Genomic DNA, 14,375 nt, shown 5'->3' with positions numbered 1-14,375 from the left:
GGAAAGCATACACTATCCAATTCTTCCCTCATGAAATACAACCTATTGGGCAATACGGGCCTGAAAGTATCAGAATTGTGCCTAGGTACGATGACGTATGGTGGTAAAGGCTGGGCTGCGGCCATGGGCTCTTTGGATCAACAAGCAGTAGACGAGCAAATAAAGCGGGCCGTAGATGCCGGCGTTAACTTCATAGACACAGCTAATGTGTATTCCGAAGGGCTTTCGGAGGAGCTGACTGGTCAGGCTATTCACAACCTTGGCATTTCCCGGCACGATATAGTACTGGCCACCAAGGTACGCGGCAAAATGGGCGAAGGCCCCAACGACGCAGGGCTTACGCGCAAGCACATCTTCCAGCAGGTAGAGGACAGCCTGCGCCGCCTCAAAACCGACTACATTGACCTCTACCAGACCCACAGCTACGATCCACTTACCCCGCTGGAAGAAACCCTGCGCGCCCTCGACGACTTGGTGCGCAGCGGTAAAGTGCGCTACATCGGTGCCAGCAATGTAGCAGCCTGGCAACTCATGAAAGCCTTGAGCTACTCCACCTACAACCATATAGAGAAGTACGTATCGTTGCAGGCGTACTACACTATAGCGGGCCGCGACTTGGAGCGCGAACTGGTACCTCTTCTGCAAGATCAGAAGGTGGGCCTGATGGTGTGGAGCCCCTTGGCTGGCGGCTTCCTGAGTGGCAAATACACCCGCGAAAACGAAAGTGAGGAAGGTGCCCGCCGCGCTAGCTTTGACTTCCCGCCGGTAAACAAGGAAAAGGGCCTCGATATTGTAGACGCACTGCGCCCCCTGGCCGATAGCAAAGGTGTGTCAGTAGCGCAGGTGGCGCTGGCGTGGCTACTGCACCAGCCCGTAGTCACTAGTGTTATCATTGGAGCCAAGAAAATGGACCAGCTAGAAGACAACCTCAAGGCCGTAGATGTGCACCTGACACCCGAAGAGTTGCAGCAGCTAGACGAGGTTAGCAAGCTAGCGCCCGAATACCCCGGCTGGATGCTGGACTTCACCAAGGGCGACCGGCAGCCTTAAAAAGTAACACTGAAGTAACACACAGCGGCCCCGAGGAAGCTATTACCTCTTCCTCGGGGCCGTTGTGTGTACACGCGGGGCTAACCGCTTGTGCTTATACCGCTATAGTGCCCTCAAAAACGCGCGTAGCGGGGCCAATGAGGTAAACGTTGGTAAAGGAGTCGTCGGGCTGGGCTTCGAACGTGACGCGCAGGTCGCCGCCGGGGGTGCGCAGGTGCACGGGGCTAGTAGCGCCCCGCTTGCTAGCGGCCAGGGCTACGGCCGTCACTCCGGTGCCGCAGCTGAGGGTTTCGTCTTCCACGCCCCGCTCGTAGGTTCGCACTTGCCAAGGCAGATCGGGAGTGGCAGGCGCCTCCACAAAGTTGACGTTGGTGCCTTTCTCCCGAAACTGCTCGTTATATCGGATGGCTCGGCCCTCAGCAAACACGTTCAGCTCGGTAAGGGTGCTGGCGGGCTGAAACTGTACCAGATGGGGCGAACCCGTATTCAGAAATACGCTATGCTCTTCTATTTCCTGCTGGCCTAGTACGTCCTGCATGCGCAGGTGCACGATGCCGTCAGCCTCCACGCGGGCTTCATGCGGACCATCGGCGGCCAGAAAGTGGGTTTGCGTGTCAATTACGCCGAGCTGCTTGGCAAAGGCCACGGTGCAGCGTCCGCCGTTGCCGCACATAGAGCCCAAATAGCCGTCGGCGTTGAAGTAAACCATCTCAAAATCGTACTGCGCATGGTTGCGGAGCAGAATGAGGCCATCGGCGCCAATACCCCGACGCCGGTCGCAGAGGAAGCGCACCAGCTTGTGATTGGTTTCATCGAACTGTTGTGCTCGATCATCCACCATTACAAAGTCGTTGCCGGTGCCTTGGTATTTGAAGAAAGTAAGCGTGTTCATTCTATAAAAGTAGAAAGCAAAAGGGGCGCTTGCCTCATGGGACAATTATCCGAGGTAGCCGAACAAATTTTCAGGCAAAAGCTTTCCGCAGGAGTGCTATTTGCCCGGTATGATAATACGTATGCTGGATTACTCCCTGGAGCATGACGTACCAAGAGTTGGAAGTGCTATCCGGAATATTTCCGGGAGAAGTGCCGCGGCGGGTAAGGTCGGTATCCTGCAGGTTGCCTATTACGGCCCGCAACTGGTCGTGGGCTTGGCGTAGATAATCCTGCGTTGCTCGCCAGGCCTCCTCATTAGGCAAAGCCGGCGGGGCCGGCCAGTTCTCGGCATCAGTTGGGCCTAGTAGCGTGGCAGTTTCTAAGCGCCGACGCACAATGTGCAGCCAGGTTTCCAGATGCAGCACAATTTCCCATATGCTGTGCGCCCCAGCCAGGGGGTAGGCAGCGGCCTGAGCAGCAGTAATGCCCGCCAAGGTTGCCTGCAAGGACGGACCCGCCCAGGCCTCTCCATAGAAGGCTCGCTGTAACTGGTCAAGAATTCGCTCTATTTCGTGCATCTGCGAAAGTCTGCTGCCTATCCGTATCCTATACTGACCGGAACTGCATCATGCCGTACCTTTGCCAGCCTGCCCTACTGGGCAGCGTAAAGGTAGCTCTATGTACACGTTCCTCACCACCAGCCCTTGGGCCGACTACGAACTAATCGACGCCGGCAACTTCGAAAAGCTGGAACGCTTCGGTAAGCACATTCTCGCCCGCCCTGAACCCCAGGCCATCTGGGACCCCCACCTACCCGCTTCGGAGTGGCAACGGGCCAACGCCACCTTTACCCGGGAGAAGGGTAGCCAGGAGCGCGGGCAGTGGAAAATCAAAGCCGGCACGCCGGAGCAGTGGATTATCGGCTACGAGCGACCCGACGGCTTGAAGCTGCGGTTTCGGCTGGGTATGTCGTCGTTCAAGCACGTGGGCCTGTTCCCAGAGCAGGACCCCAACTGGCAGTTCATTTACCAACAAACCCGCAAGCGCCGCGCCGCACAACCCCGGGTGCTCAACTTGTTTGCTTACACCGGCGCCGCTACCCTAGCTGCCCGCGCCGCGGGGGCCGATGTTACCCACCTCGACTCGGTGAAGCAGGTGAACTTCTGGGCCCGCGACAATATGGAAGCGTCCGGCCTGGATGGCGTCCGGTGCTGGTAGAAGACGCCATGAAGTACGTGCGCCGGGAAGTAAAACGGGGCAGTAAGTACCAAGGCCTTATCCTCGATCCTCCCGCCTACGGCCGTGGTCCCAACGGGGAGAAATGGCAGCTGGAAGACGAGCTGAACGAGATGCTGAAGCTTTGCAAGGAGCTACTGGACCCCCAGGACCACTTTTTCCTCATCAACCTGTACTCCCTAGCTTCTCGGCCCTCATTCTGGAAAACCTAGTGCATGAAATCTTCCCAGAGGCTCGTCAGACGCGGGAAATTGGGGAAATCTACTTGCACGACAAAGCGGCCCGCAAGCTTCCTCTGGGCACGTTCTGCCGGTTTGCTACGTAATACACAGGCCGCGCTACTTCCCATCGGGTAGCTAGCCTGGGCGGCGTCGGCCGCGGCTGAATGTGCCTTACCTTGGCAGGCCAGGTCCATTAGTATCCTGCGCAACGCATCTACTCTCTTCCTCTTATAATGCAGCATCCCCTCCCCCGTCATCGGCGCTTGGCCTCATCGACATGGGCACGAATACGTTCCACTTGCTGATTGTGGAGCTTCCGGAGCCCAGCCACCAGCAACCCGTAACGCTGTTGCGTACTAAAGTAGGCGTGCGCTTGGGCGAGGGAGGCATCAGTAAAGGAGAAATTGCGCCGGCAGCTTTCGAGCGGGCCTTGCACACGCTCGTTGGGTTCAAGGAGGAAATTGAGCTGCATCAAGTAACGGACGTGCGTGCTACGGCCACTAGCGCCATGCGCGTAACCCGCAACGGCCCGGCCTTGGCGCAAGCTATTTTCGAGCAAACCGGCATTCGAGTAGAAGTTATTGCGGGTGACCGGGAGGCGGAGCTCATTGCCAAGGGTGTGCGCTGGGCGGTACCCTTGGGTAGCCAGCCTCACCTCCTTGTGGATATTGGGGGCGGCTCTGTAGAGTTTATTATTGCCGATGAGGATACCATCTTCTGGAAGCAAAGCTTTGAAATAGGTGCTCAACGCCTTCTCGACAAGTTTTTCCCCGAGCCCAGCGGCTTGTTTCCAGCTTCGGCCGTAGCCGCCGAGCAGGAGTACCTGCGCACCATGCTGGCTCCTCTGGCCGCGGCCGTGCAGCAATACCGGCCCGTGGGCCTGGTAGGAGCCTCGGGCAGCTTTGATAGTCTAGCTGATATGCAACTGGGGCAGTTGCGCACCGAAGCCGAGCTACCACCCCGCACGGAGCTTGCCCTCAGCAGCTTTCAGCGCAGCTACCAGCAGCTTCTGAGCTTAACCCATGAGCAGCGGGCAGCTATTCCCGGCATTCTGCCCATGCGCGCCGACATGCTAGTAGTCGCGTCCGTGCTGATTGATTTTGTGCTGACCACCACCGGTATTACCTACATCCAAACCTCAGCCTACGCCCTGAAGGAAGGTTTGCTAGCCGAGATGCTCGGCTAGGCTTCGTCTGCTGGACTCAATGCATAAAGGTTAGCGGGCAGCTTTGGCGCTGCTACCGGCTTGCTGGCAGACTTTGTGAATAAAGGCCATTTTGTCTACTACCTCCGGCATGATGATGAACGGGTACGGGTCGGGTTGGCCCATGCTCCGGTTGAGGCTGTTCATGGTGAACGTGAGGGGTAGCCACAGCTGCATGATGCGGCTGAAGTCGGATATTTCGTAGGGCTCCTCAGTAATGGCCGCTTGCAAGCCTAGTTCGGCGGGCGCGGCCGCGGGGTTTACACTCAGCCCAAAGGCGTGAGCTGTTTGCAAGGTATCGAGGATGTGGAGGTAGTGCGCCCAGGTTTCGGCCCAGTCTTCCCAGGGGTGGCTACTGGCATAGGAGCTAATGAAATGCTGGGACCAGTCGTTGGGGGCACCTTGGTCATAGTGGCGTTGGAGGGCTTGCCCGTAGTCATCCTGCTCATCCCCAAACAGCGCCCGAAATTCTGTTAGGTGGGGTGTATTGTCGATAAGTTGGTCCCAGTAGTAGTGGCCTACCTCGTGGCGAAAATGCCCCAGCAGCGTGCGGTACACCTCGGCCATCGACTTGCGCGCCATTTCCCGCTCAATGTCGTCGGCCTCCGCAATATTGATAGTAATAAGGCCATTGTCGTGCCCGGTCATGACCTTCTGGCCACCATCCTGGCTGGCATCGGCCAGGAAGTCGAACTGCAAGCCATGCTCCGGGTCCTCAAATTTACTTACCACCGGCAGGCCCATGCGCAGCAAGCTGTACACCAGGCGGTGCTTGGCTATTTCCAGCTTCCACCAGCGCAGGCGGTGTTCGGGCTCACTCAGGTTAGGAATAGTGCGGTTGAGGGCACACGCGGTGCAAAATTGGGTAGCACTCTCCGCTGGAACTAGCCAGTTGCACACCCCATCGGCATGGTTGCGGCAGTACGTGTAGGTAGGCGCGTTGGGCTGAGTGGTGCCGAACAAGCGGTAGGTGCGCCCATCTGCCTCCGCCACCAATGGAAACAGCTGCAGTTGTTTTGGCTCGAAGCCCAGGGGATAATGGCACTTCTCACACTGGCTGTTTTCAAAGTACAGCAGTTGGCCGCAGTGGGTACACGTAAATAGCTTCATACAGGCGCTGGCGGAGATACTGTTGCCTCTACGGCTAAGGTTAGGCTACGGATACTACCGGCGTGGCTATTCTAGGCTGATGCCAGGAAAACCTTGCTCCTATAGACTTACTGCACCCTCATTTTAGAGGTGCTTTTTACAAAAACACATACTTATTTGAAGTTACCCCTACGGAATTTAGGCCATTTCATGGTTTCTTACGCCAAGAACTATTCCGACTGCTTTCAAAACTACCCCCATTAGCAAACATGCCTCTGCTTAAAGGGGTCTGGTTGAAAGCAGCTTCCCGTTGTGCTTCTACTTCGTTATATGCAGCAAAATTCCTTACTCCATTCCTACCGAGAGCAGCCCAATGTGTGGGATGAGATGTTCCTGGCTGAAGGCATCCGGCCCGAGTATCGGCACTTTGTATCAGCCATTGCCAACTTGGCGGGTCCTGAAATGACCAGGAAGGTAGAGCTAGCCAAAAAGCTTTTTCTCAGCCAGGGCGTAACGTTCACGGTGTACAGCAGCGGCGAGGGGCTAGAGAAGATTTTTCCCTTCGACATCATTCCTCGCATCATCAACCACGCGGAATGGACGCGCATTGAGGCGGGAATTAAGCAACGGCTGAAGGCCTGAATATCTTCCTCAAGGATATCTACCACCAGCAGTTTATTCTAAAAGATGGCATTGTACCTGCCGCGCTGGTGTACTCATGCCCGCAGTTTTTGCGGCAGATGATTAACGTGCACGTACCCCACGACATCTACACCCACATTGCGGGGGTTGATTTAATTCGGGACCACGATGGGGAGTTTTACGTGCTGGAGGACAACTTGCGTACGCCTTCGGGCGTGTCGTACATGCTTGAAAACCGGAGCATCACTTACCGTATTTTTCCTGACCTGCTGCCCAGGAACAATGTGCAGCCCGTGAAAGACTACCCCGACTTACTTTTCCGCAACTTGCTGGCCCTGGGCAGCCGGCAGGCTAGCGAGGCAACCGTCGTGCTACTGTCGCCGGGCATTTACAACTCCGCCTACTTCGAGCACAGCACCCTGGCCCGCCTGATGGGTATTCGGCTGGTGGAAAGCCGCGACCTGATGGTGCACAACCACTTCGTGTACATGAAAACCACCCAGGGGCTCACCCGCGTGGATGTTATCTACCGCCGCGTGGATGACGAATTTATTGACCCTCTTACGTTCCGGCCCGATAGTGCCTTGGGCGTATCGGGGCTGTACTGGGCGTACCGCAAGGGCAACGTAGCCATTGTGAATGCCATGGGCAACGGCGTGGCCGACGACAAAGCAGTGTACAGCTACGTGCCCGACATGATCCGGTACTACCTCAACGAGGAGCCTATTCTTAAGAACGTGCCCACCTACCAACTCGCCGACGCGGACAAGCGCCAACTGGTGTTCGACAACATGGACCGCATGGTGGTGAAGCGTACCAATGAGTCAGGCGGGTACGGGATGCTGATTGGCAGCAGCGCCACGGAGCAGGAAATGAACGAGTTCAAGGCCGCCATCTTACAAGACCCGCGCAGCTTTATTGCCCAGCCCATTATCAGCCTTTCCTCTACCCCCTGTTACATCGACGGGGTGCTCCAACCCCGCCGCGTTGACCTGCGTCCCTTTGCTCTGTACGGCCCTTCCGGCATCGACATTGTACCCGGCGGCCTCACGCGGGTAGCTCTGCGGGAAGGCTCCTTGGTTGTAAACTCTTCCCAAGGCGGAGGCAGCAAAGACACGTGGGTGCTAGGGCCGGAAGCAAGCTAAAGCAAGTCGCTTTCCCCTGCCAGACTAGCTGCTGCGTACCGGCGGGTACGCGCCACAATCCCCCTTTCACTATTTGATTTTCCCTTTATGCTGAGTCGCGTTGCTGACACTATTTATTGGCTGGCTCGTTACATGGAGCGCACGCAAGCCATGTTGCAGGTGATTCGCACGAGCTACATTTTCTCCCAGGAAGAACCCCACTACCGGGGCTGGGAGCCACTGCTACACACCTTCGGCGACCTTACCCCGGAGGAAATCCGCACCGCGCTTCAGGACACCAGCCGCGTGCTTACCCATCTGGTTTTCGATAAGGCCAACGGCGTGTCAGCCTACAATAACATTATGCAGGCCCGCGAAAATGCTCGGGCTGTGCAGGACCACATTACTAAGGAAGTGTGGCAGAGCCTAAACGAGTACTACCACACTATTCGCCAGGCCGAGCTAGTGCAGCAAGCCACCTCCGAAGACCCTGTTTCGGGCCTGGATGTGCTGGTGAAGCAAGGAATGCTGTTTGCGGGCACTGTGCAGCACACTATGCCGCGCGATGAAGGCTACGTGTTTTTGAGCCTGGGTAAGTTTTTGGAGCGGGCTCTGCAAACCACTGATGTGCTGCGCCTCAACCTTAGTCACTTCGTAGTAGAGCACCACTACCCAATGGGCGCGCCGGAGTTGCGCCACGTGCTGTACGGCCTGTACGGACACGAGCTGTACGCCAAAACCTACAAGGGCGTTCTTACCCCAACTAATGCCCTGCAAATGATTGTGTACGAGACCGACTTTCCGCACTCGCTGGCGTACAGCCTGCGCCAGCTAATGCGCCACTGCGAACGGCTGAAGGACAAAAGCCCGCCCGAAAGCTACAGCAAGGTGCACTTTCTCATTGGCAAGGCGAAGAACAGCGTGGCGTACAGTACCCTGAACACGGATGACAGCGCCCAACTCGACCAGTTTTTGCGCCAAACGCGGGCCGAGCTGCTCGATATTTCGGCGGCACTGAATACCTACTATTTCGGCCACAGCTAACGCTAACAGCTATGCCTTCCTACACCATCAAGCATCTTACGCGCTACACCTACGCTGCCCCGGTTATCGACTGCGCCAACCAGCTCATGATTTACCCGCTGGAAGATGAGCGCCTAGAAGTGAAGCGCCACGAAGTAGTGGTATCATCCGATCCGGAGCTGGCATTTTTCACTGACTACTTTGGCAACAAGATTGGGGTATTTACCATCATTAAGCCTCACAATGAGCTACTGATTGAATCGAACCTGGAAGTTATTACCTCCCCCATTCAATTTCCCATGGACGAGGAAGCGGCCGAGCAGCAGTGGCACCACCTGGCTTCCTTGCACCAGGATGCGGCTTTCATCGACTTTCTGACGCCCGACCCTTCCCCACTTCAGCAGGAGATTTATGAAGTATTGCAGAGCGTAACCGACCAGCATGAGAAGCCACTGAAAAACGCCCTGGTGCTGTCGGAGTACGTGTACGACCATTTCCAGTACGAGCAAGGCGTGACCAACGTGGAAACTCCCACGGAGGAAATCTGGCGGCTACGAGCTGGTGTGTGCCAGGATTTTGCCCACATGCTGCTGTATATGCTACGCCTCACGGGCATTCCGGCCCGCTACGTGAGCGGCTACGTGTGCCCCAAGCAGGAAGGCATGCGGGGTACGGGCGCTACTCATGCGTGGGTTGAAGCCTACATTCCATTCTATGGTTGGCTAGGCCTAGACCCCACCAATAACTGCATTGTGAACGACGGCCATGTACGCATGGCCCTGGGCCGCCACTTTTCTGACTGCACTCCTATCAAAGGCACGTACAAAGGTACCGGCGCTCATACCCTCACCGTATCGGTGCACATTGAAAACGGAGAAGCCGACACCCAGGAGCCTCTCTTTGAAGAGCCCGTGTATGTGCAGGAAGCCAAGGTGCCTATTGTGCCCGTGAACTCCTATCGCAAGTACGTGACCTGGGAACAGCAACAGCAACAACAGCAGCAGTAAGAGCGACGGTAAACGTAAGTTTGGGGCGAAATGCAGTCTACCCTCTATGGCTTTGCCCCAGGGGTAGGCTACCTCACACGCTCTTCTACTTTACCTCATGACGACCACAATACCTTACACCCAGCTTTTTGCCTTCGCCGAATCGGTTTTCCGTGGCATGGGCTGCCCGGAGGAAGATGCTACCCTAGCCACTGAAACTTTACTTTCCGCTGACCTGCGTGGCATTGACTCCCACGGGGTAGCACGCCTTATCGGGTATGTGCGCCTGTGGGAAGCGGGCCGCATCAACGCTACGCCCCGGGTAGGCGTCACGTACGAAACGCCTAGCACGGCTGTGGTAGATGGCGATGGTGGACTAGGCTTAGTAGTAGGCCCTAAGGCCATGCAGGTAGCCATGGAAAAGGCGCGACAGGTAGGCACGGGCTGGGTGTCGGTGAAGAACTCCAACCATTTCGGCATTGCTGGCTACCATGCCATGAAGGCATTGGCCCACGACATGATTGGCATCGCCATGACGAATGCTTCGCCGCTGGTGGCGCCTACGTATTCCTTAGAGCGCCTGCTGGGTACCAACCCCATTGCCGTGGCCGTTCCCGCTGGCAACCAGCCTGATTTCGTGCTCGACATGGCAACGACTACTGCGGCAAATGGCAAGCTCGAAATAGCCCAGCGGAAGAACATCCCTATTCCCGAAGGATGGGCCCAAACAGCCGAAGGCCTGGGATCCACGGACCCCAACGCCGTGAAGAACGGTGGGGCTTTGCTGCCCCTGGGCGGTGCTACGGGCTCCCACAAGGGCTATGGCCTGGGAGCAGTAGTGGACATCTTCTCGGCGGTGCTGAGCGGTGCTAACTACGGTCCCTGGGTGCCGCCCTTCGTGGCCTTCTTGCAGCCTTCCGAGAACCCTGTTGGACAGGGATTAGGCCACTTCTTCGGGGCCATGCGCGTAGATGCCTTCCGGCCCGCTACCGAGTTCAAGGCCCATATGGATAACTGGATTACTACCTTCCGGGAAGCACGTGCCACGGAAGGTCAGCACGTCCTTATTCCGGGCGACCCAGAGCGCGAAACGTCCGTAGTTCGGCTCCTCGAAGGCATTCCGCTCCTCGAACCCGTGCTACAAGATCTGGAATCAGTGGGCGCTAAGTTTGGCATGAAGCTCTAAGACGCCTCAGCAGAATAAGCTCCCACTTATTCTGCTGTAGCACAGCCTAGCATAGCAAAACGCCATCCTAAGTATAGCGCGAATGTGCAGCTATACCTGGGATGGCGTTTTGCTATGCTAGTGGCTAGTGACGTTTCATTGTCACTGGAACAGCAACTAATGGAGGGGGTTAGCTATTGCTACCGATGAGGGTATTCATAGCCACGTCCTGGTTAAGATACTTAGAAGAGTAAGTAGCATCGGGGCCGTTGAGGAACAGGCAAGTATTACCGCCTACGGTTTCAATGATGGCGTCTTTCTGGTCCATGGGTAGAGCAGGGCAACCCAGGCTACGACCCAAACGGCCGTACTGACGAATAAAGTCCTCGCTCACGTAGTCGGCGCCGTGCATTACTACTGAACGCATCTGGGCGTTGGTGTTATACCCTTCGTCTAGGCCCGCGAGCTTCAACGAACGTCCGTGCTTGCCTACATACTCACCTTGAGTAACATAAAAACCCAAGCTGCTCATGTTCGACTCATTCTCGTTGGAGAAGTTGGTCGCCATGTTTTCGCCCGAGTTGTGGCCGTGCGCTACTAGCGTGTGGAACTTCACTTGCTTAGCGGCAATATCGAGTACCCACAAGCGCTTTTCAGTGGAAGGCAGACTAAAGTCAACTACCGTCAGCAGTTGTTTTTCGCCTAGCTTCCCAGCCTGCTCTAGGTTAAGATAGCCAGTCATGGCCTTTTCGAACACCTCGTAGCGCAGTCCCTGCTGCTCTACCTGCAAGTCGCGGTAGAGGTCATGCATACGCTGATCGAACTGTGCGATCGGGGTAACGGGAGCCGATGGCATCCGAACCTCGGACCCAGGAGTAGCGGCCCGCGACTTTGTCACGGGTGATGCCAGCGGAGTAGCCAAGAACAACGAGGCCACGAACGGTAACATCCGGCGCAGGGCCCGACGGGCGCGGCGCTTCAAGCGCTGACGACGAACGACACTCTGATTTTCCATCGACTTGGGGTGTTTTTCGGTGGTTGGCGGCTTTCTGCACGCAGAAAGCCTATGGTGTTGAGTATCCTATACGCACGCATCCAAACAACAGATGCGCCCACAGGCAACGATTACTCAGCCTATAGAACATAGCTACCACTTAATAAATTCCCGGGGCTGCTTGCCCGGGATGGCAGCAAACCTACCGACGGAAATATAAAACGTGCGAAAGCAGCAGCCCTTGCCCTTTTACCTTCTATTTTAGCTGCATCCGTTCTGTGCCGAAGCTTCCTTTCGGCCTTGTCTCCGCTCTGTCTACCTTTCTTTTTCACCCCCAGTTTTCCCAATTCCCACATGCACATTTCTACAAATTGGCTGCGCAAGCTAACGCTTGCTGCGGCAGCTTTGCTTGTACTGGGCGGCCAGCCCGCACAAGCGCAAAAGGTTGTTCTCCAAGGATATTGGTGGGACTACTGGAATTCAAATTACCCCAATGGCTGGGCCAATTATATTGCCCTACTGGCTCCGCGCCTGAAAGCCATGGGCATTGACGCGGTATGGCTACCGCCGAGCATCAAGAATGGCAACCAAGGCAACGGCTATTCGCCCTTCGACAACTACGACCTGGGCGATAAATACCAGAAGGGCTTCCTGGCCACGCGCCTAGGCACCAAGGATGAACTACTACGCGCCGTGGCCGTGCTGCACGCCAATGGCATTGAGGTGGTGCAGGACATTGTGCTGAACCATAACGATGGGGCCGGCTCTCAGTCGGGGGCGGGCGGCCAAGACCCGGCGGCGTGGGAGGACGGCTCCACCAGCCGCTACAAAAACTTCCGCTATGTGAGCTACAGCAGGCCGGCTACTGCGGAGGATGCCCCCAACTACTTAGCTCGCAACGGCCGCTTTGCCAAGAATTGGCAGAACTTCAACCCCAACCCCGGCAACAACTCCACTTCCGGCGACTGGAATGCTGTATTTTTCGGACCCGATGTGAGCTACTATAATGGCTCCTACGGCCAAAGCTCCAACGCTACCTTCAACCCTACCCAAGGCGCCGACTACATGCGCAATGGCGTGCGCGACTGGCTGGTGTGGTACAAGAAGCAGGAAGGCTTCGACGGCGTACGCATGGATGCCGTAAAGCATTTCCCAGATTTTGCCTCAGAGGATTTCCTGTACAATTTGCAAAGCAACGCGGGCTGGGCCTCTGGCGGCGCTACCATGTATGCCGTAGGCGAGTGGGTTGGCTCTGGCGGCCAGATGGACGGATGGGTGGCCAACGTGCAGAACCGCGCCGGCACCTTCGATTTCTCCCTGCGCAATGGCCTTTACAACATCATTAGCGGGGGCGGCAACTTCGACCTGGGCTCCTTGCCCGGCTACCAGCAGGGCGCGCGGGTGATGCAAATCAATGGGCAGTATGTGCATCGCACAGTGCCCTTCGTGAATAACCACGATACCTTCCGCCCTACTACCGATGCCAACGGCAACTATACCGGCTGGAATACCGGCTCGGAGCTAGCACCCCACATCGACCCGTTCGACCCGCGGTTGTCGGCGGCGTATGCGGCCGCACTGGCGGTAGATGGGTCTCCGCAAATTTTCTTTGAAGACCTCTTTAACGTAGGCAGCACCAGCAAACGGTATTCGCACCAGCCCACCAGCACTACCGACCTACCCGTACGGGATGATCTGAATAACCTAATCTGGTGCCACCAAAACCTACGCTTTAAGGACGGTGCTTATAAGGTACGCTACCAAGCTGTCGACCACCTAGTGATTGAGCGCAGCACCAAGGCCATCATTGGCATCAACGACAATTTCTCGGCTTGGCAGAACAACACGGTTTCCTGCGACTTTCCGGCGGGCACCGTGCTGAAAGACTATTCGGGAGCCAACGGCACGGCCACCGTGACGGTGAGCAGCGCACAAACTGTAACAATTAATACCCCACCGTGCAACGGCACAGCTGCCGGAGGGCGCCGGGGCTACTCGGTGTGGGCACCTACGGGCACCGGCACTAACTACACCCGCCCGGCCCTGGCTACTACCCAAGAGTGGGAACTAGCCGATGACTTGGGTGATTCGCACGCTTCATCGTTGAAGCAGGGCGGGCAACTGCCAGCTTCCTCCACAGCCTACCGCACGGCAGGCCGCATTTACGTAGCTTCTGGCAAAGCAGTGACCTACAACCTCTTTCCGACGGATGCTACCCGCAGCTTGGCTGTAGAACTGGTGAATGCCAGCGGCACCGTGCTCAGCAGCAAAACCGGCACTGGCACGCTCACTGCTACCTATACTCCCACAGCCACCGGTTGGATTACGCTTCGCGCCAAAAACGCTGTAGCAACCAACCCTGCACAGCGCGCTTTCATTAAAGCCACGTACACCGCACCTGACGTGCTGAGCACGACGGCCCTGCGCGAAAGCACCGTTACGGCCACCCGACAAGCCGAGGTAACGGGCACCGACCTCACCGTGTATCCGAACCCCACCAGCGCCGACCGCATTGATGTAGTGCTCCAGTCACCGCGGGATGTAACGGCCACATTGTGCCTGCTAGACCTCACGGGTCGCCGGGTGCATGAGCAGCGCGTGCGCCTCTATCCCGGCTCTACCGAGCAACGCCTAACTATCGGCAGGCCCCTACCGGCGGGCGTATACCAACTGCATGTACCCGAGCTGGGCCTGAGCCGTAAGGTAGTAGTAAAATAAACCTAGCTCGTTTTGCAGCTTATAGAAAAGCCCCGCTGAAATATTTCAGC

Annotated in this window: 12 protein-coding genes and 1 pseudogene; 9 read left to right on the top strand and 4 right to left on the bottom strand. The window is 56.8% G+C overall.

Annotation, left to right across the window (positions count from 1 at the left end; genetic code table 11):
* Positions 1-30: 30 nt before the first annotated feature.
* Complete coding sequence (locus VI25_RS18000) at positions 31-1,050, top strand: aldo/keto reductase (RefSeq protein WP_045688496.1); 1,020 nt, start codon at positions 31-33, stop codon at positions 1,048-1,050.
* 94 nt (positions 1,051-1,144) lie between these two features.
* On the opposite strand, the gene dapF is transcribed toward VI25_RS18000, so the two are convergent.
* Together dapF and VI25_RS17990 are read right to left on the bottom strand one after the other, a co-directional pair.
* Positions 1,145-1,942: a diaminopimelate epimerase gene (gene dapF / locus VI25_RS17995; protein ID WP_045688495.1), complete on the bottom strand. Its 798-nt coding sequence runs from the start codon at positions 1,940-1,942 to the stop codon at positions 1,145-1,147.
* Positions 1,943-2,012: 70 nt separating this feature from the next.
* On the bottom strand, positions 2,013-2,501 hold the full coding sequence (locus tag VI25_RS17990) for a DinB family protein (protein WP_045688494.1): 489 nt from the start codon (positions 2,499-2,501) through the stop codon (positions 2,013-2,015).
* A 100-nt stretch (positions 2,502-2,601) separates the two neighbouring features.
* On the opposite strand from VI25_RS17990, the pseudogene VI25_RS17985 reads away from it, so the two are divergent.
* Both VI25_RS17985 and VI25_RS17980 read left to right on the top strand, forming a co-directional pair.
* A pseudogene (locus VI25_RS17985) lies at positions 2,602-3,484 on the top strand (class I SAM-dependent methyltransferase).
* 173 nt (positions 3,485-3,657) lie between these two features.
* On the top strand, positions 3,658-4,566 hold the full coding sequence (locus VI25_RS17980) for a hypothetical protein (protein WP_045688493.1): 909 nt from the start codon (positions 3,658-3,660) through the stop codon (positions 4,564-4,566).
* A 30-nt stretch (positions 4,567-4,596) separates the two neighbouring features.
* Here the strand turns inward: VI25_RS17980 and VI25_RS17975 are convergent, their stop codons facing one another.
* The gene (locus VI25_RS17975; RefSeq protein WP_045688492.1) at positions 4,597-5,694 is read right to left on the bottom strand and encodes a putative zinc-binding metallopeptidase; all 1,098 of its coding nucleotides are present in this window, start codon (positions 5,692-5,694) and stop codon (positions 4,597-4,599) included.
* A gap of 309 nt (positions 5,695-6,003) precedes the next feature.
* On the opposite strand from VI25_RS17975, the gene VI25_RS27140 reads away from it, so the two are divergent.
* The 5 genes from VI25_RS27140 (at position 6,004) to VI25_RS17955 (ending at position 10,634) form a co-directional block, all read left to right on the top strand.
* The gene (locus VI25_RS27140) at positions 6,004-6,315 is read left to right on the top strand and encodes a hypothetical protein (protein WP_236705111.1); all 312 of its coding nucleotides are present in this window, start codon (positions 6,004-6,006) and stop codon (positions 6,313-6,315) included.
* A complete protein-coding gene (locus VI25_RS17970) occupies positions 6,312-7,460 on the top strand; it encodes a circularly permuted type 2 ATP-grasp protein (RefSeq protein ID WP_316934361.1) in 1,149 nt (382 codons plus the stop codon). The genes VI25_RS27140 and VI25_RS17970 overlap by 4 nt, the downstream gene beginning before the upstream one ends.
* An 87-nt stretch (positions 7,461-7,547) precedes the next feature.
* Positions 7,548-8,483, top strand: a complete 936-nt coding sequence (locus VI25_RS17965) for an alpha-E domain-containing protein (RefSeq protein WP_045688491.1) — start codon at positions 7,548-7,550, stop codon at positions 8,481-8,483.
* Between the two features lie 11 nt (positions 8,484-8,494).
* The gene (locus tag VI25_RS17960; RefSeq protein ID WP_045688490.1) at positions 8,495-9,469 is read left to right on the top strand and encodes a transglutaminase domain-containing protein; all 975 of its coding nucleotides are present in this window, start codon (positions 8,495-8,497) and stop codon (positions 9,467-9,469) included.
* Positions 9,470-9,566: 97 nt separating this feature from the next.
* The gene (locus VI25_RS17955) at positions 9,567-10,634 is read left to right on the top strand and encodes an Ldh family oxidoreductase (RefSeq protein ID WP_055562708.1); all 1,068 of its coding nucleotides are present in this window, start codon (positions 9,567-9,569) and stop codon (positions 10,632-10,634) included.
* Between the two features lie 169 nt (positions 10,635-10,803).
* Here VI25_RS17955 and VI25_RS17950 read toward each other — a convergent pair whose 3' ends face one another.
* Complete coding sequence (locus VI25_RS17950) at positions 10,804-11,628, bottom strand: murein L,D-transpeptidase catalytic domain family protein (protein ID WP_045688489.1); 825 nt, start codon at positions 11,626-11,628, stop codon at positions 10,804-10,806.
* Between the two features lie 333 nt (positions 11,629-11,961).
* On the opposite strand from VI25_RS17950, the gene VI25_RS17945 reads away from it, so the two are divergent.
* Entirely contained in the window at positions 11,962-14,325 is a 2,364-nt protein-coding gene (locus tag VI25_RS17945) for an alpha-amylase family glycosyl hydrolase (protein ID WP_055562707.1), read from the top strand.
* The last annotated feature ends 50 nt before the right edge of the window (positions 14,326-14,375 follow it).

The sequence above is a fragment of the Hymenobacter sp. AT01-02 genome, from assembly GCF_000961955.2.
Lineage (GTDB): Bacteria > Bacteroidota > Bacteroidia > Cytophagales > Hymenobacteraceae > Hymenobacter > Hymenobacter mucosus.
The sequence above is the reverse complement of the archived record's forward strand: the minus strand, read 5'-3'. Positions and strand labels throughout refer to the sequence as shown.

Excerpts from the sequence above, each read along its gene's own strand:
- VI25_RS17990 (WP_045688494.1), bottom strand. The coding sequence starts at position 2,501 with ATGCACGAAATAGAGCGAATTCTTGACCAGTTACAGCGAGCCTTCTAT.
- VI25_RS17960 (WP_045688490.1), top strand. The coding sequence starts at position 8,495 with ATGCCTTCCTACACCATCAAGCATCTTACGCGCTACACCTACGCTGCC.
- VI25_RS17955 (WP_055562708.1), top strand. The coding sequence starts at position 9,567 with ATGACGACCACAATACCTTACACCCAGCTTTTTGCCTTCGCCGAATCG.
- VI25_RS17945 (WP_055562707.1), top strand. The coding sequence starts at position 11,962 with ATGCACATTTCTACAAATTGGCTGCGCAAGCTAACGCTTGCTGCGGCA.
- VI25_RS18000 (WP_045688496.1), top strand. The coding sequence starts at position 31 with ATGAAATACAACCTATTGGGCAATACGGGCCTGAAAGTATCAGAATTG.
- VI25_RS17965 (WP_045688491.1), top strand. The coding sequence starts at position 7,548 with ATGCTGAGTCGCGTTGCTGACACTATTTATTGGCTGGCTCGTTACATG.
- dapF (WP_045688495.1), bottom strand. The coding sequence starts at position 1,942 with ATGAACACGCTTACTTTCTTCAAATACCAAGGCACCGGCAACGACTTT.
- VI25_RS17975 (WP_045688492.1), bottom strand. The coding sequence starts at position 5,694 with ATGAAGCTATTTACGTGTACCCACTGCGGCCAACTGCTGTACTTTGAA.
- VI25_RS17950 (WP_045688489.1), bottom strand. The coding sequence starts at position 11,628 with ATGGAAAATCAGAGTGTCGTTCGTCGTCAGCGCTTGAAGCGCCGCGCC.
- VI25_RS17980 (WP_045688493.1), top strand. The coding sequence starts at position 3,658 with ATGGGCACGAATACGTTCCACTTGCTGATTGTGGAGCTTCCGGAGCCC.
- VI25_RS27140 (WP_236705111.1), top strand. The coding sequence starts at position 6,004 with ATGCAGCAAAATTCCTTACTCCATTCCTACCGAGAGCAGCCCAATGTG.